General features: G+C 71.8%; 12 protein-coding genes. 3 read left to right on the top strand and 9 right to left on the bottom strand.

What is annotated here, in order from left to right; translation table 11 throughout:
• Positions 1–3: 3 nt before the first annotated feature.
• The gene (locus ACZ9QC_RS06320; RefSeq protein ID WP_472921613.1) at positions 4–1419 is read right to left on the bottom strand and encodes an MFS transporter; all 1416 of its coding nucleotides are present in this window, start codon (positions 1417–1419) and stop codon (positions 4–6) included.
• Positions 1420–1484: 65 nt separating this feature from the next.
• Entirely contained in the window at positions 1485–2063 is a 579-nt protein-coding gene (locus ACZ9QC_RS06315) for a TetR/AcrR family transcriptional regulator (protein WP_472919214.1), read from the bottom strand.
• 108 nt (positions 2064–2171) lie between these two features.
• On the opposite strand from ACZ9QC_RS06315, the gene ACZ9QC_RS06310 reads away from it, so the two are divergent.
• Positions 2172–3287 carry an ABC transporter substrate-binding protein gene (locus tag ACZ9QC_RS06310; RefSeq protein ID WP_472919213.1) on the top strand — a complete coding sequence of 372 codons (1116 nt, stop codon included), beginning with the start codon at positions 2172–2174 and terminating at the stop codon, positions 3285–3287.
• Positions 3288–3310: 23 nt separating this feature from the next.
• Here ACZ9QC_RS06310 and ACZ9QC_RS06305 read toward each other — a convergent pair whose 3' ends face one another.
• The 3 genes from ACZ9QC_RS06305 to ACZ9QC_RS06295 form a co-directional block, all read right to left on the bottom strand.
• Positions 3311–3889: a hypothetical protein gene (locus tag ACZ9QC_RS06305; protein ID WP_472919212.1), complete on the bottom strand. Its 579-nt coding sequence runs from the start codon at positions 3887–3889 to the stop codon at positions 3311–3313.
• 164 nt (positions 3890–4053) lie between these two features.
• Positions 4054–5394, bottom strand: coding sequence for an MFS transporter (locus ACZ9QC_RS06300; RefSeq protein ID WP_472919211.1), 1341 nt, complete (start codon positions 5392–5394; stop codon positions 4054–4056).
• 244 nt (positions 5395–5638) lie between these two features.
• Entirely contained in the window at positions 5639–6304 is a 666-nt protein-coding gene (locus tag ACZ9QC_RS06295) for a TetR/AcrR family transcriptional regulator (RefSeq protein WP_472919210.1), read from the bottom strand.
• A gap of 131 nt (positions 6305–6435) precedes the next feature.
• Here ACZ9QC_RS06295 and ACZ9QC_RS06290 point away from each other — a divergent pair, with 131 nt between their 5' ends.
• Positions 6436–7311 carry a shikimate dehydrogenase gene (locus ACZ9QC_RS06290; RefSeq protein ID WP_472919209.1) on the top strand — a complete coding sequence of 292 codons (876 nt, stop codon included), beginning with the start codon at positions 6436–6438 and terminating at the stop codon, positions 7309–7311.
• A 131-nt stretch (positions 7312–7442) separates the two neighbouring features.
• Positions 7443–9233, top strand: coding sequence for a bifunctional sugar phosphate isomerase/epimerase/4-hydroxyphenylpyruvate dioxygenase family protein (locus tag ACZ9QC_RS06285; RefSeq protein WP_472919208.1), 1791 nt, complete (start codon positions 7443–7445; stop codon positions 9231–9233).
• A 48-nt stretch (positions 9234–9281) separates the two neighbouring features.
• On the opposite strand, the gene ACZ9QC_RS06280 is transcribed toward ACZ9QC_RS06285, so the two are convergent.
• The 4 genes from ACZ9QC_RS06280 to gnd all read right to left on the bottom strand — a co-directional run bounded on the left by ACZ9QC_RS06280 (position 9282) and on the right by gnd (position 16416).
• A complete protein-coding gene (locus ACZ9QC_RS06280) occupies positions 9282–10757 on the bottom strand; it encodes a pentapeptide repeat-containing protein (RefSeq protein ID WP_472919207.1) in 1476 nt (491 codons plus the stop codon).
• 105 nt (positions 10758–10862) lie between these two features.
• Entirely contained in the window at positions 10863–12335 is a 1473-nt protein-coding gene (locus ACZ9QC_RS06275) for a hypothetical protein (RefSeq protein ID WP_472919206.1), read from the bottom strand.
• A 72-nt stretch (positions 12336–12407) separates the two neighbouring features.
• Positions 12408–15290, bottom strand: coding sequence for a peroxidase family protein (locus ACZ9QC_RS06270; RefSeq protein ID WP_472919205.1), 2883 nt, complete (start codon positions 15288–15290; stop codon positions 12408–12410).
• A gap of 241 nt (positions 15291–15531) precedes the next feature.
• A complete protein-coding gene (gnd, locus tag ACZ9QC_RS06265) occupies positions 15532–16416 on the bottom strand; it encodes a phosphogluconate dehydrogenase (NAD(+)-dependent, decarboxylating) (protein ID WP_472921612.1) in 885 nt (294 codons plus the stop codon).
• Between the last annotated feature and the right edge of the window lie 22 nt (positions 16417–16438).

Raw genomic sequence — 16438 nt, 5'->3', positions numbered from 1 at the left:
GGGTCACGGCTCGCGATCGTGCTCGTCGCCTTCACGCTTCTTGTCTTCATCGTTCCGTACTGATCGCGTTCCATCCCTCGCGGGGCGGGCGGGTCGGGGCATTCGCAGAGCGAGAGGCGCACCCAGCGCGGCCGCACCGGCCAGGAGCAGCAGCGCCGGGCCCGTCCCGAGCGGCATGAGCGTGGTCGCGGCCGCCACACCGAGCGCCGGACCGACGTTCATCGCGGTCTGCTGGAGCCCACCCGCGACCCCGGCCGCCTCCTGCGGCGCGTGCCGTACGACGACGGCGGTCGCGGTGACCATCACCGCGCCGAAACCGGCACCCAGCAGCAGGAACCCGCCCCCGATCAGCGCCGTCGACGACCCGGGGCCGAGGCGGGACAGCGTCAGCACTCCGGCGGTGAGCAGCAGGGTCCCCGTGAGGGCCGTGGGACGCGCGCCCCACCGCCGCAGCAGGACGGCCGACAGCGGCGCCCCGAGCACCATCGTCACGCCGCCGGGAAGTGCGACGAGGCTGGTGCGCAGCGGGCCCAGGCCGAGCACGTCCTGGAGCACGAAGCTGCACACGAACAGCGCGCCCAGCATCCCCGCGGAGGCGGTCACCAGCACCCCGAGCGCCGCGCGCACGGGGGGCGAGCCCAGCACGGCGGACGGCAGCAACGGGTCCGGGGTCCGCCGTTCATGGCGGACGAGGACGGCCGTCGCCGCGACGGCGATCGACAGGACGAGCACATCGGCGGCCGTCCAGCCGTGCTCCGGGACCCCGACCAGGGTGTGCACGAGGGCCGCGAGGGCCACGGCGAGCAGTGCGGCACCCGGCAGGTCGAGGCGGGACGCGGCTGCCGGCCGCGACCGCCGTGCCTCGGGGGCGCGCACCGCCAGGGTCGGCAGACCCATGAGCAGCGCCGGTGCGACGTTCAGGAAGAACACCGCCCGCCAGCCCACCTGGTCGACGAGCACCCCGCCGACCAGTGGACCGGCCGCCACCGCGACTCCGATGGCACTGGTCCGCAGCGCGATGGGCATGGCCAGCCGGTCGGGCGGGAACGCCGCCCGCAGCATGCCGAGCGTGGCGGGCTGCAGCAGCGCGCCGAAGACCCCCTGGACCACCCGCAGCGCGATCACCCAGCCCACCTCGGACGCGCACCCGATGCCGGCGGAGGCCGCGCCGAACCCGAGCACACCCCAGGCGAACACCCGTCGATGCCCGAACCGGTCGCCCAGCCGTCCCGCGAACACCAGCAGCCCGGCCACCGCGATCAGATACCCGGTGCTGGTCCACTGCACCTCGGTGAGGGAGGCGTCCAGGTCGCGCCGCAGTGCCGGCTGGGCGATCATCAGCACCGTGCCGTCGAGGGCCACGAGCACCGCGCCGAGCACACTGCACGCGAGGGTGAGACGGCGGGACGACGCGGACACGGGCCCGTGCCGGTCGGTCCCGGACTCCGTCGTGGGGGCCGTCGTGGTGGCCGTGTCGGGGGCCGTCACCGCCCCTCGCCTCCCAGGTGCGCGTCCAGCGCGGTGCGCAGCAGGGGAGTGAAGTCGTCGGCGCCGGTGGTGAGTTGGAGGCTGCCCCAGGTCCAGAGCTGGGCGATGCCGTAGAGGTTCGCCAGCAGCGCGCCCGCGACCAGCCGCGCGTCGGCGTCGGGCCGGGCCCGCCCGACGAGATCCATCAGCAGCGTGAACATCGGGAGACTCGCGTCCCGCAGCCCCAACGTGTTGCTCTCCAGCAGATCGTGACGGAACATCAGCTCGTGCATGCCCCGGTTGGTGAGCGCGAAGTCCAGGTAGACGCGCCCCAGCGTCGCGATCTGCTCACGCGGCCCCGCCGTGCCGTCGCCGAGCGCCTCGACACCCCGGCCCGCCAGTTCCTCGAAACCCCGGCGCGCGATGGCCGACAGCAGCTCCAGGTGGGTCGGGAAGTAGCGGCGCGGCGCCCCGTGCGACACGCCGGCCCGCCGTGCGATCTCCCGCAGCGACAGGGCCTGCACGCCCTCCGCCGTCACCAACTCGACCCCGACGTCGACCAGTCGGGACCGCAACCCCGTGCTCCGTTCGTCCATGGGCACTGTCTACCAAAAGGGAGTAGACACTGTCTACGGATTGGGTGGACAGTGTCCACCGCGATATTCGCTTGCCCGTCGGCGGCGCCGGTGGATGCAATGGCCGGCATGATCACAGGCGAGCCAGGCCCGGACCGTCACGCGGACGAGGCCGGTGGAACGATCCGGATCGGCGCACTCGTCCCCCTGACCCGGCCCGGCTGGGTCGAGGCGGGCCGGCATCTGCTCGCCGGACTGGAGTTGGGCGTGAGCGAGGTCAACGACGCCGGCGGTGTCGCCGGCAGGCCTCTCGAACTGGTGGTCAGGGACACCGCCGCCGATCCGCAGCGGGCCTCTGCGGCCGTGGAAGAACTCGCCCACCTGGGCGTGGTCGCCCTGGCCGGCGAGTACCACAGCGTCGTCGCCCGCGCCGTGGCCGGCCGGGCCGACGCCCTTGGCCTGCCCTTCCTCTGCTCGTCGGCGGTGCTCGACGGGCTCACCGAACAGCGGACGGATCAGGTCGCGCGTCTGTCCCCGCCGCAGTCCCGCGGCTGGCGGATCTACGCCGACCACCTCCTCGCCGAGGGCCACCGCCGTGTCGCCGTCGTCACCCAGCCGAGCGCCTACTGGGCCGCCGGGACCGCCATCCTGCGGGACCACCTCGCCGCGTACGGCGGCACCGTCGTCGAACTCGACAGCGGCGCGCTCACCCCCCAGGGCGTGTGCGACGCGCTCGTCGACCGGGGCGCGACGGCCCTCGTCCTGCTGGTCGGCCATCCGCAGCCGGCCGTGTCGATCGTCAGGGCCGTACGGCGTGACCGCCGCCTCGCCGACGTGCTGATCGGTGCTCCGGCGGGGCAGCCGGAGCTCGCCGACTGGGCGACGTCGCTGGGGGCCGACGGCGCCGGAGTCCCGTTCCTGAGCTATCTGCCCGACCGGCTCGATCCCCTCGGCTCACGCGTCGGGGTCGGCCTCGCCGATCGGCTGGGCGAGGCGCCCTCCTTCGTCGCCTTCGAGGGCTACGACACGATCGCCGTCCTCGCCGAGGCCATGCGCGCGCACGGCACGGACCGCGCTCGCGTCGCCGCCTCGTGGCCGCATGTCACGGTCGAGGGCACCCGTGGCCGGATCCGCTTCTCCCGGATACCAGGCATCGGTGTGTGGCAGTGGGCCGAGGCGCCGGTCCTGGTCGTCGACCGGGATCCGGCGGCACCGGGACGCCTGCGGGTGCTGCACAGGGGCTGAGCGGCCCTGCACCCGGGGGTGTCTCAGTCGGAGGTTCTCGCGCGTTCGAGGACGCACAGCTCTCCGCTGTCGGGGTCGCCGATATACGTCCACAGGGCTGGGTCCCGCGATGTTCCCCGGGCCTCGTACTGGGCCGACGTTCCGTCGGGCGTGAACGTGAGGCGAACCGTCGAGACGGAGCCGTCCCGGTCGATGTCGCTGCCGGTGGTGTGCTCCCAGGTGCCCGTGCCGGGGGTCGGGGAGGCGACGTCGTCGAAGTGATCGTCGTCGTTGTCGTCGAAGTCGCCGCACACCTCGTTCGAGGTGAACGTCCCGTCCTCCTCGAACGTCAGCCGCCCGCCCTGCTCGTCGACCCATGTCCCCGTGATCTCGGCCGTGCTCATGGTCAGGGGCTCGCCGTCAGGAATGGGGACCGACAGCCGGCTGACGATCAGCAGTACGGCGAACGCGCCCATCCCCAGCAGGAACACCAGACCGCACCCCGCCGCGCCGACGAGCGGAACGAGCAGCCCGATCCGCCAGCGGCGTCGGCTCGTCTCGGTCGAGGGCCACCCCTGCCACGGGGGCGGGGTGGTTCTGTAAGGGTCCTCGCCACGCTTCACATCGCCCCCTGTCGTGGTGCCGCGTGGTCGCGACGGTGTGATCATCATCCCGCCGAGCCGCGCGGGCCTTCGCCCAGGGGGGGCGCACGTATGGCCTCGGCTCCACGCGGGAGTCCCCGGACACCTCGGGTGTCCGGGGACTGTGTGCGGGACGCGGCCGTCGCTCAGGCCGCGACGCGCTCCCGGTCGTTCTTCTCGTTCGGGGTGCGGGTGCCGAGCAGCTCCGTCGGGATCCTGTGGGTCTCGCGAGCGGTGAGCGCGGCGAGGACCGGCGGGATGCACAGGGCGCTGGTGAACAGGGCCACCGCGAACCAGTCGTTGCCGTCCGGACCGGCGATCTGCGCGGCGAAGGTGACGGCGAAACCGGCGATGGCGAAGCCGATCTGGGTGCCGATGGCCATGCCGGACAGCCGGACCCGGGTGGAGAACATCTCCCCGTAGAAGGAGGGCCAGATGCCGTTCGCGGCGCTGTAGACGACACCGAAGGTGACGATGCCGAGGATCAGGACCAGCGGGTAGGCGCCGGTGGAGATCGCCCACAGGTAGACGAACATCATCACCGCGCTCCCCGCCGCGCCGATCAGGAACACCGGGCGGCGGCCGATGCGGTCGGACAGCGTGGCCCACAGCGGGATCGCGCCGAGCGCGACCAGGTTGGCGAGCGCGCCCACCCACAGCATCGAGGAACGGGACAGGCCGACCGACTCGCTCGTGCCGTACGCCAGCGCCCACACGGTGAAGATCGTGGAGACCGAGGCGATCATCGCGCCCGCGATCACCCGGAGCACGTCCGCCCAGTGCTCGCGCATCAGGATGGCCAGCGGCAGCTTGGCGACGCCCTCGGACTCGGTCTGCTGGGTGAAGGCCGGGGTCTCGTCCAGGGTGCGGCGGATGACGTAGCCGGCGACGGCGACGGCGATGCTCATCCAGAACGGGACGCGCCAGCCCCAGGAGAGCAGCTGGTCCTCGGGGAGCGCGGCGATCGGGATGAAGACCAGGGTGGCGAGCAGCTGCCCGCCCTGGGTGCCGCTCAGGGTGAAGCTGGTGAAGAAGCCGCGCCGGTCCGACGGCGCGTGTTCCAGCGTCATCGAGTTCGCGCTCGCCTGCTCACCGGCCGCCGATATGCCCTGCAGGACACGGCAGATCACCAGGAGGACCGGGGCGAGGGTGCCGACCTGGTCACGGGTGGGCAGACAGCCGATCAGGAACGTCGACAGCCCCATCAGGATCAGCGTGAAGACCATGATCTTCTTGCGGCCGACGCGGTCGCCGTAGTGCCCGAGGAACAGCGCGCCGATCGGCCGCGCCGCGTACGCGACGCCGAACGTGGCCAGCGAGAGCAGGGTCGCCGTGGCCGGGTCGGACTCGTCGAAGAAGACCGTCGGGAAGATCAGGGCGGCGGCGCTGCCGTAGATGAAGAAGTCGTAGTACTCCAGGGCGCTGCCGATCCAGGCGGCCGTGGCGGCCTTCTTGGGCTGGCCGGGCGGTGCGGCGGGGACGGACACGGCGTGCTCCTTCGAGGGATCTCCCCCATGAGAGGGGGGTGAAGCGGAGGAAGGCAAGACAGGGCGGGACAGATCACAGCGGGGGGAGGGGCCGATCCCTGGGGGTGATGGGACAGCCGTGCCGGGCACCCGGCTAATTAACGCACTGGATAGTTAGTAGCGCTTGGCTACGGATGTTGCGCCGACGTTTCCCGGGTGTCAAGAGGTGTCGCCGAAGGATTTCGTCGCGGAGGTGCGTGCGGCCTCAGTCCGCCGCGCGGTCCGCCGTCAGGTAGGCGATCACCATGTCGCCGAGCATCTGCCGGTAGTGGTCGCGCCGTCCGGCGTCGACCAGGTCGCGGCCGAAGAGGGCACCGAAGGTGTGCCGGTTGGCGACCCGGAAGAAGCAGAAGGAGCTGATCATCGCGTGCAGGTCGATGGCGTCGACGTCGGCCGTGAACAGGCCGGACTCATGGCCCGACTCCAGGATCCGGCGGATCACGTCCAGCGCGGGCGAGCCGATCTTGGCGAGCATCTCGGAGGAGGCGATGTGCTCGGCCTCGTGAATGTTCTCGATGCTGACCAGGCGGATGAAGTCGGGGTGCGCCTCGTGGTGGTCGAACGTCACCTCGGCGAGCCGGCGGATGGCCGCCACCGGGTCCAGGTGCTCGACGTCCAGCTCCTGCTCGGTCTGCCGGATCACGGAGTACGCCCGCTCCAGCACGGCGGTGAACAGCTGCTCCTTGCCGCCGAAGTAGTAGTAGATCATCCGCTTCGTGGTGCGGGTCCGGGCGGCGATCTCGTCGACCCGGGCCCCGGCGAACCCGGAACGGGCGAACTCCTTGGTCGCGACGTCGAGGATCTCGGCCTTGGTGCGGGCGGCGTCACGGATCCGCCCGTTCGGTCGTGCCGGTTCTTCGACGCTGGTCATCGGGTTCCTTCGGGCGAGTGCGGCCGGTGCCCGTGATTCTAGGAGCTGCGGCGGCGGTCTTCCCTTGGGAGGGTGCGGCTGCTATGACTAACGTACTAGTTCGTACATTAGATCTCGCCGGGAGGGCCGCTGTGGCCAAGGACTCATATCTCGTCGGCCTCGTCGGCTCCGGCATCGGGCCGTCCCTCAGCCCCGCCCTGCACGAGCGCGAGGCCGACCGGCAGGGTCTGCGCTATCTGTACCGGCTGATCGACATCGACGACCTCGGCGTCGGCCCGGAGGCGGTGGGCGACCTGGTGCGCGCCGCCCGCGACCTGGGCTTCGACGGGCTGAACATCACCCACCCCTGCAAGCAGCTGGTCATCGAGCACCTCGACGGGCTCGCCCCGCAGGCCGCCGCGCTCGGCGCCGTCAACACGGTCGTCTTCGAGGACGGCCGCGCCATCGGCCACAACACGGACGTCACCGGCTTCGCCGCGTCCTTCGCGCGCGGGCTGCCCGACGTCCCCCTGGAGAGGGTGGTGCAGCTCGGCGCCGGGGGCGCGGGCGCGGCCGTCGCCCATGCCACGCTCACGCTCGGCGCGGAGCACGTCACCGTCGTCGACGCGATGCCGGACCGCGCGGCGGACCTCGCGACCTCCCTCGGCCGGCACTTCGGTACGGGACGGGCCGCCGCGGCGACGCCGGACGCGCTGCCGGCGCTGCTGGGGGCGGCCGACGGGGTCGTCCACGCGACGCCCACGGGGATGGCGGCGCACCCCGGGCTGCCGTTCGCCGCGGAGTTGCTGCACGCCGGGCTGTGGGTGGCGGAGGTGGTGTACCGGCCGTTGGAGACCCCATTGCTGCGGGCCGCGCGGGATCTTGGCTGCGCCACGCTGGACGGGGGAGGGATGGCGGTGTTCCAGGCCGCCGACGCGTTTCGGTTGTTCACGGGGCGTGAGCCGGACGCCTCGCGGATGTTGGCGGACATCGAGGAGCTGGCCGGGGTTGCGGGAGCCCGTAACTAGGCGCCGTGACGGTCGGGCAAGTGTGTCGGCTGCGGGTTCGTCGTGGTTGATCGCGCCCACGCGGCGGAGCCGCACAATGTCACGCCCCGCGCCACTTTCAGGGGCGCGACCCGGGTTTCAAGGAGTTCTGTATGCGTACATCCATCGCCACCGTCTCCCTCAGTGGGTCCCTCACCGAGAAGCTCGCCGCCGCCGCGCGGGCCGGGTTCGACGGGGTGGAGATCTTCGAGAACGATCTGCTGGCGAGTCCGCTCACGCCCGAGGAGATCAGGGCCCGCTGTGCGGATCTCGGGCTGAGCATCGACCTCTACCAGCCGATGCGGGACATCGAGGCCGTGCCGCCGGACCTGTTCGAGGCGAACCTGCGGCGGGCCCGGCACAAGTTCGAGCTGATGGGGCGGCTCGGCTGCGACACGGTGCTCGTCTGCTCCAGCGTCCATCCGCTCGCCGAGGACGACGACGCGCTCGCCGCCGACCAGCTGAGCCGACTCGCCTCTCTCGCCGAGGAGTTCGGCATCCGGGTCGCCTACGAGGCGCTGGCGTGGGGGCGGCACGTCAGTACGTACGACCACGCGTGGCGCATCGTGGAGGCGGCCGACCATCCGGCGCTCGGGACGTGCCTGGACAGCTTCCACATCCTGGCCCGCGGCTCCGATCCCAAGGGCATCGAGGACATCCCGGGCGAGAAGATCTTCTTCCTCCAGCTCGCCGACGCCCCGCTGATGGCGATGGACGTGCTGCAGTGGAGCCGGCACTACCGCTGCTTCCCCGGGCAGGGCGGCCTCGACGTCACCGGACTGGTCGGACACGTGCGGGCTGCCGGATACGACGGGCCGCTGTCGCTGGAGGTCTTCAACGACGTCTTCCGGCAGGCCGAGGCGGGCCCCACCGCCGTGGACGCCCATCGTTCGCTGCTGATGCTCCAGGAGGCCGCCGGTATCGCTGCGCTGCCGGAGCGGGTGGTGCCCACGGGCGTCGCCTTCGCCGAACTCGTCACCCCCGACGCCGAACCCGTCGCCGCGCTGCTCGGCGCGCTCGGCTTCGCCCGCACCGCCCGCCATCGCAGCAAGCCGGTGGACCTGTGGCGGCAGGGCGAGGCACGGGTGCTGGTCAACACCGGACCGGCCGCCCGGCGCGAGGGCACCCAGCTCGCCGCGATCGGACTGGAGTCACCGGACCCGGCCGGCGCCGCCCGCCGCGCCGAGGCCCTGCTCGCGCCGGTGCTGCCGCGCCGCCGGGCCGCCGAGGACGCGCCGCTCGACGCGGTCGCCGCGCCCGACGGCACCGAGCTCTTCTTCTGCGCGACGGACCGCCCCGATCTCCCCAGCTGGACCGGGGACTTCCGGCCCGTGGCACACCCCGAGGCCGCGGGCCACGTCCACCGCGTCGACCACCTCGCGCTCACCCAGCCCTGGCACCAGTTCGACGAGGCGGCGCTCTTCCACCGCACGGTGCTCGGCCTCCACGCCAGCGACAGCGTCGACGTCGCCGACCCGTACGGCCTGTTCCGCAGCCGTCCGGTCACCAACGACGACGGCAGCGTGCGGATCGCCCTCAGCGTCGGCCCCGCACCGACCGACGACACGGCCCGCGCCCAGCACATCGCCTTCGCCACCGACGACGTGGTCGCCGCGGCCCGCGCCTTCCGCGCGGCCGGGGGCCGGCTCCTGGCCGTCCCCGCGAACTACCACGACGACCTGGCCGCACGGTTCGAGTTCGCCGACGGCGAGCTGGAGACGTACCGGGAACTCGGCATCCTCTACGACCGTGACGCGGGCGGCGTGTTCCGCCACTGCTACACCGAGACCGTCGGCCGGGTCTTCTTCGAGCTCGTCCAGCGCGACACCGGGTACCAGGGCTACGGTGCGCAGAACGCGCCCGTGCGCCTCGCCGCCCAGCACGTCCGACGACCGGTCGGATGAGGGGAGCCGGAGGGACGGCAGGTGCCGGCGCGGGAGCCGAGCCGGAGGCTACTGGCGGCTGACCGTGCGGGTCACGCCCGTGACGACCGTCGTCGCCAGGATCCAGCCGGTGATGACGAGGACGTACGACAGCCACTGCGACCAGCCCTCGGGCGCGTAGGCCCGCTCCTGCCCGAAGTCGATGATGGGAAGGAGCAGGTCGAGGGTGTAGAAGACCGGGTTGAACTCCGGGGCCTCGTCCGCCTTGAGCGGGCTGGGCGTCCGCACCGCGTACGCCACCGAGCCCACCGCCATCAGCGACAGCAGCCAGACCGCCGCGCGCAGCGGCCGGAAGCCGTAGCCGACGGTGGCGTCCTGGGCGTAGCCCCAGAGCCGGCCGTGCCAGCGGAGCGTGGCCCGGTTGCGGCGCTGCTTGGCCAGTTGGACCCGCCGGGCGGCGTCGTCGTCACCGATCCTGCGGTACGCGGCGGTCAACTGCTCGTAGGCGTACGGCAAATACCCCTCCCCGTCCCGCTCCAGCATCGGCAGCCGCCGCTCGGCGGGCACGTGCGGGATCAGGGAGGTGTAGGAGAGGCTGTTCAGGAGAACCAGGTCCGGCAGCTTGTCCGGCTCCACGAACAGCACTTCTATCTGGGCGCGGCGCAGGTTCAGGACGCCCTCCACCGGCGGGCCCTCGCGCAGCCACAGTTCGCTGATGACACTGCTGCTCACCCGCAGCGCCGTACCGCCGGGGTTGGACAACCGGGCGTAGGACAGCTCCAGCCAGCCGCCCACGCGGGTCCCGCGCAGCTCCACCCGCCCGCGTACGTCCGCGTGCCGCAGCACGATGTCGGACTCGGTGGCGAGGGTCTCCGCGCCGAGGGCGGTACCGCCCGGCCGGTGCAACCGGGCGCGGCGCAGGTCGATCTTGCCGGCGACATGGGCGCCGCCCAGCCGGACCTCACCGTCCGCGCGCAGTCCGGGAGCGCACAGCTCCTCCCCGATCTCCGCCTGGGTGAGCCGCAGCGCGGCCTCCCCGTCCGACGCGGTGAACTCGGCGCGTTCCATGAACAGGGTCCCGGAGATCTGCGCCCCGGTGAGCTTCACCGGCCCCCGGAAACGGCACTCCGTCAGCCGCAGCCCGCCGTCGACGCGGGCCCGTGCCGAACGCAGGCCGGGCAGGGTGGACTTGGACAGATTGAGGTAGTTGAAGTGCGCGCCCGAGAAGTCGGGCACCTCGTCGAAGTGACAGCCGCTCAGCCGGACGACGCTCTCCACCGTCGCGTACTTCAGCTCCAGCCGGCCGGTGATCCGGGCGCCCTCGATCTTGAGAGCGGCGACCTCACCCTCCTCCTGGGGAGCGGTCAGCAGCAACGCCCGCAGCACCCGCGCCCGGACGGTCCGTTCCGGACCCCATCCGGCGCCGTCCGCGGTGGCCCCGTCCTCGGCGGTCGGGCGGTCCGCGGTCCCGAAGTCCACCGCCGCGCCGAGCGGAAAGGCGTCCCACACCCGCCGCTCGGCCGCCGTCAGATCGTTGATCATCATCAACGGGAATCTCACCCGCGACGCTTGTACCTGTCAACTACCGCGATCCGGCCGCACGTTCCGGCCGGATCCCGAACCACGCACCAAGCCCCTCGGCGTTCCCCTCTAGTGCCCCCACGCCCCGGCGTGCGCGCGGTGCGCGTCCGTGAGGCCGTGGGTGAAGAAGCGCTCGTAGTACTCGTTCTCCACGTGGTGGACCTGGAGCCACACGCCCGGGACGTGGATCGCGTCCGTGTGGGCCGGGAAGCGGCCGTGCGTGCGGAGGATGTACTCGCAGACGTCACGGGCGCACTCGACCACCCGCTCCTCGTACTCACTGGCCTCGGTGAGATAGCGCTGCCCGTAGTCCTCCCGGTAGATCCGGGCGAAGACGTCCCGGTCGGTGTAGACGCCGCCGCGGCCGAACTTGTCCCGGACGATCGTCCGCACCGCCTCCGACATGGTCCCGAACACGGGCGGGCACGCGGCGGCGATCAGCGGCGCGCCGCCGTCGGGGGAGGGCAGCCGGACCGGGTGCGCGCGCACGTTCGCGTACTTCGGCAGGGGGATGTGCCAGCGCCAGATGTCGGCCGGGCGCCAGCGCGGGGTGACGAAGTCGAAGCCGAGCATCCTGCCGTACCTGCGGGAGAACTTCGGGTCGCCGAGGGCGATCTGCGGATTGATGGTGGCGTGGATCCAGGCGCCCAGACCCATCGCCTCGGCCGTGAGCATCAGGTTCTGCAGCAGCAGGTCCGCCTCGATCTGGGTGCGCATGGGACCGAGGGCGCCGAGCGGCAGCTTCAGGTCCCCGTTCAGGAACCCGTTCCGCACCCACTTGCGCACCCCGGCCGCACGGTAGAAGTTGCGGTCGTCCACGAAGGTCGGACGCGCCCCGTCCGGCTGGGTGAGCAGGTACATCAGCGCGTTCACGTACTGGTGGGAGAGGTCGACCACGGGGAACAGCAGGGTCGTGCCGGGCAGGTTGGACAGAAAGCGGTTGGAGTCCAGGTACGCCGGGAAGTCCCGCTGGTCCGGTGCGACGTCGAGGCGGTGGTCCAGGACCTTCACCTTCGCCCGGCGGGCCCGCGCGATCAGCGTCTCGGCGTCGAACGGCTCGTCCGGTGCCGGCTCCAGCCTGCGCAGGAAGTAGGTGCCCGAGTCGTTGACGAGGAAGAAGTGGGTGCCCTGCGCGTTGTCCGGGCTGCCCGCGGTCCGGCCCGCCATCGTCAGGTTGGGCTTGGACATGATGGGGGTGCCGTTGTCCGGGTCCTCGAAGGGCCGGTCGGGCATGGTGAGGCCGGTGGTGCCGGTGATCGCGATCAGCACCGCCTCCTCCAGCTCGGTCAGGGGCTCGGCCGCGTTGCGGGAGGTGTAGGTCATGGTCCCGGCGGACACCTTGGCACCCCGGCTCACGCGGTGGGTGCGGCGGCGCCACACGGTCCGCAGCAGCGGACGGTCGAAGAGGTCGGCGAGCCCCGGGTGGGTGGTGCCCACGCCGGTGCCGGGCTGTTCCTGGACCGCGAGCTGTTCGCCCGCCCCGGGTATCGCGGACAGCTCCGGGTTTCCGGGCAGCTCGGAGTGGTTGTCGGTGAAGGTCATGCGTGTTCCCCCCGTTGTCGTTCGGACCCGGGACACGACGTGACACGTGACCCCGGGTCGTCTGTCACGGCGTCATGGTGAACCGCCGTCGGTCGTACCGTTGGTGCCGGTCGTGGGCACCGTCCGCCACGGCGCGAAGGCGCTCGCGTCGCGCGGCAGGAGGGGTGCCAGCTCCGGGCAGTGGCGCTGGACCACCGCGTTCATGCCGCCCTTCTCGACCCAGTCGATGCCGAGCGGGGTGTAGACCTCGGGCCGGTAGTCGACCGTCAGGAAGCGGTCGCTCTGCAGCCGTCGGCTGGCCATCAGGACGAAGATCCGGAAGGCGGTGTCGCTGAAGCCGAAGCCCTCCGGCGGGTTCTCCGCGAACAGCCCGACCACGGTGTCGATCTCGTCGACGTCCCGGTAGACGTCCTTGAGCCGCGCCAGCGTCTCGGGGTTCTCGGTCAGCTCCTCGAAGGAACGGATCCGCCCCCGGTGCAGCCCGGCCCGGAAGTCGTTGTAGCGCGGCACCCCCCGCCTGCGCGTGCGGACCAGGTCGACGACCGACAAGTCGATGATCTCCCCGTCCCGCTCGAAGCGCTGGAGCGAGCGGGGGAAGTTGTGCAGGGTGATCGCGCCGGGGTGGGCGATGCCGAACGAGTACAGCGCGTTCGCGAGTCCCGTCTTGCGGATCTGCGCCTCCGCCGCCCCGCCCTGGATGTCGAGGAAGCCCACCGTCTCCAGCCGCCGCCCGAACTGGTGCTCCCGCAGCTCGAAGTCGTCCGGGATCAGCGGATGCATGCGGTAGACGGTGGTGAAGTCCTCCGTGAGTGAGTACGGCGCCGAGTGGTGGTCCGGCAGAGTCTTGGGGATGCCGGTCAGCGAGTGCGCCTCGAACAGCCACAGGCCCAGCTGGTTGAGCCAGTTCTTCGGCGGGCCCGACCAGTTGGTGCGCAGCGCGCGATCGATCGCCTCGGTGGCCAGGATCGCGGGCGTCCACTCCACGGTGTGGATCTTCGCGATCAGCGCGGACACCACGAGCCGGGCCGTCTGGTAGACCTTCTCCTCGCTCATCGACGGGTACTGCGCCCGCAGCGCGTCGCAGACCGCGTTGTGCTCCCGCGCGAAGAGCGTGTGCAGGGCGCTGAGGCCCATCCACCAGCTCTCGTTGAAGCCGGTGAGCGGGACGCCGTTGGTGCCGCCCGGCAGATGGCCGTCCTCCAGGCGGAGTTTCGCGCTCCCGTCCGGCTCGCGCAGGAACCGCGCGGTCCGCTCGTTCTCGCCGTACACCTCGGAGCCGTCCCACCAGTGCGAGGCGGAGTTGGCGAACAGGATCGGCGGGCGGCCGGGGGCCTCCAAGCCCTCGTTCTCGGCGAACCGCATCACCCGCTCGGGCGGGCCGCCCGGCACGTTCTGCCAGGTCCCGTCGGAGTCGGGCGGCAGCGGCACCTCCACACTGCGGTCGCCGGTCCGGTACCGCCGGTGGTTCACCCAGTCGTGCACCTGGAACTGGATCCACGCCGCCGCCAGCACATTGAGCGAGGTCGCCGGCACGAAGCTCTCCCGGTACAGCAGCTGCCTGCTGACCGTCACCGGGTTCGGTGTGTCGAAGGTGTCCGGCCGGTAGTCCGGCTTCAGGTTCCGCCCGAACGCGGCCCCGACAGCGCCCATCGCCGGCTCCGACAGATCGTTGTACGTCCCGTCGTACGACCGTTCCGTGCGCAGCCGCTCCGGGATCGGCTCCGGCACGGGCTGGGCCTTCGGCGGGGCCTCGCGGACCTCGGTGTCGATCAGGTTCAGGCGGCGCAGCGTCTTCCGCAGGAACACCAGGTTCAGCAGACTCAGCGACAACGGCAGCCGGTGCCACGGCACGGCACGGTTCAGCAGCCCGAGCGCGGGGCCCACGAGACGGCCGAGGAGTTTGTTGCGCAAGGGTTCCTCGGTGACGAAGCGCTGCCCGAGGCGGTGTGCGCCGCTCGCCCGGTACCCGGCCTTGCGGGCCCGGTTGATATGGCCCAATGGCCGGAAATCATCGGTCGTGTACCACGGATTGAAGGTCAGGTCCTCGATCCGCCGCGCCGCCGCCCGCGCCTCGGCCCCGTCCAGCTCCTGTGCGGGGACGGTGAGCCTGGCGATCGGCACCGCCGGCGCCACCGCGTCCTTCCACTCCACCGCCGCGTCCTCGACCGGTGTGCGCCGCTCGTCCACGTACCGCTGCACACACAGATCGAACGCCACGTCCGCCTGGCCGAGCCGCCGCGCCAGCTCCCGGTGCAGGAAGTCCGGGTCCCGGCGGTCGGGCTCGGCCGCCGCCGGTGTGCCGGGCGCGGGCCGCAGCAGATACCGCACCGGCCCTGCCTCGCCCCACAGAATGGCGCCCCGGCTCCAATAGGTCTCGGTGGCCAGGGAGTTGACGGGCCGTCGGGTGGCCGCCGTCACATTGCGCCGCATCCGTGCGGCCGTCCTCGGTCCCACCGCCAGCGGCAGCTTCACGAACAGCGCGAACGCCTTCCGCAGCCGACTGTCGGCCCCCGCCATGGCCTTGGCGAACGCCACGAACTCCCGCGCGTCGCTCGCGTGCGACACCGGGAAACTGGTGGCCAGCAGATCGTGGCTCACCCCCTCCGCCACGCGCACCCGCACGGTCGCGCCCCGCAGATCGGGTGAGCCGTCCCCCTGCCGGATCCCGCTCGCGTTGGACAGCCGGACCACCGCGGGGTAGTCGGCACCCGGCTGCGCGAACCCGGTCCGCAACGCCACCGGCAGGTCGTCGTGGAACCGCAGCCGCGCGTTCTCCACGCCCAGCGGGGCCTTCGCGTGGAACGCCCGCGCGATGCCACCGCCCCCGGCCCGCCGGTTCCTGAGCTGGACCTTCATCAGCTCCCGCGCCAACCGCTCGAACACGAGCCGCTCGGCCTCGGGGCTGCCCCCGTCGTACCGTTCGTAGCGCTGATCGTGCTGCCCGGTCTCGGCCATCGGCGTTCCCCCTACGGACGCACTGCGTACGCACGCGCGCCCATGCGCCCACGATGCATACGGGACAGGGGCCGCACGCTACCGGTGGCGGGGTTCCGGCCACAGCGACAGTTCACGCCATGTGCGTATCTGCCGACAATGCTACGGAAGGTCCGGTTCCCCGCATCCCGAGGGGTGCGGGGAACCGGCCGGTCGGCCGCTGGAGAGGCAAGCGGCCGGTCGGCCGCTTGCCTCTCCTTCGTCACTTCCCCTTCGTCGACTCCACCGCGTGGCCGCCGAACTGGTTGCGCAGTGCGGCGATCATCTTCATCTGGGGCGAGTCGTCCTGGCGTGAGGCGAAGCGGGTGAACAGCGACGCGGTGATCGCGGGCAGCGGCACCGCGTGGTCGATGGCGGCCTCGACGGTCCACCGGCCCTCACCGGAGTCCTCGGCGTAACCGCGCAGCTTCTGAAGGTGCTCGTCCTCGTCGAGGGCGCTGACGGCGAGGTCCAGCAGCCACGAGCGGATCACGGTCCCCTCCTGCCAGGAGCGGAACACCTCGCGCACGCTCGTCACCGAGTCGACCTTCTCCAGCAGCTCCCAGCCCTCGGCGTACGCCTGCATCATCGCGTACTCGATGCCGTTGTGGACCATCTTGGAGAAGTGACCGGCGCCGACCTTGCCGGCGTGGACATAGCCGTACGGTCCCTCCGGCTTGAGCGCCTCGAAGATCGGCTGGAGCCGCTCGACGTGCTCCTTGTCGCCGCCGACCATCAGGGCGTAGCCGTTCTGCAGACCCCAGACGCCCCCGGAGACACCGGCGTCGACGAAGCCGATGCCCTTCGCGCCCAGCTCGGCCGCGTGCTTCTCGTCGTCCGTCCACCGGGAGTTGCCGCCGTCGACGACCGTGTCGCCCGGCGACAGCAGCTCCGCCAGCTCGTCGATGACGGACTGGGTGGCAGCGCCGGCCGGGACCATCACCCAGACCGTGCGCGGACCGTCGAGGCGCTCGACCAGTTCGGCGAGGCTGCCCACGTCGGACACCTCGGGGTTGCGGTCGTAGCCGACGACGGTGTGGCCGGCGCGGCGGATCCGCTCGCGCATGTTGCCGCCCATCTTGCCGAGACCGATGAGACCCAGCTGCATCGTTGCCATGTCAGTTCACCTG

Source organism: Streptomyces sp. HUAS MS02, assembly GCF_055702265.1.
The sequence above is the reverse complement of the archived record's forward strand: the minus strand, read 5'-3'. Positions and strand labels throughout refer to the sequence as shown.

Coding starts and splice junctions, on each gene's coding strand:
- ACZ9QC_RS06315 (WP_472919214.1), bottom strand. CDS start 2,063: ATGGACGAACGGAGCACGGGGTTGCGGTCCCGACTGGTCGACGTCGGG.
- ACZ9QC_RS06310 (WP_472919213.1), top strand. CDS start 2,172: ATGATCACAGGCGAGCCAGGCCCGGACCGTCACGCGGACGAGGCCGGT.
- ACZ9QC_RS06295 (WP_472919210.1), bottom strand. CDS start 6,304: ATGACCAGCGTCGAAGAACCGGCACGACCGAACGGGCGGATCCGTGAC.
- ACZ9QC_RS06285 (WP_472919208.1), top strand. CDS start 7,443: ATGCGTACATCCATCGCCACCGTCTCCCTCAGTGGGTCCCTCACCGAG.
- ACZ9QC_RS06280 (WP_472919207.1), bottom strand. CDS start 10,757: ATGATGATCAACGATCTGACGGCGGCCGAGCGGCGGGTGTGGGACGCC.
- ACZ9QC_RS06275 (WP_472919206.1), bottom strand. CDS start 12,335: ATGACCTTCACCGACAACCACTCCGAGCTGCCCGGAAACCCGGAGCTG.
- ACZ9QC_RS06270 (WP_472919205.1), bottom strand. CDS start 15,290: ATGGCCGAGACCGGGCAGCACGATCAGCGCTACGAACGGTACGACGGG.
- gnd (WP_472921612.1), bottom strand. CDS start 16,416: ATGCAGCTGGGTCTCATCGGTCTCGGCAAGATGGGCGGCAACATGCGC.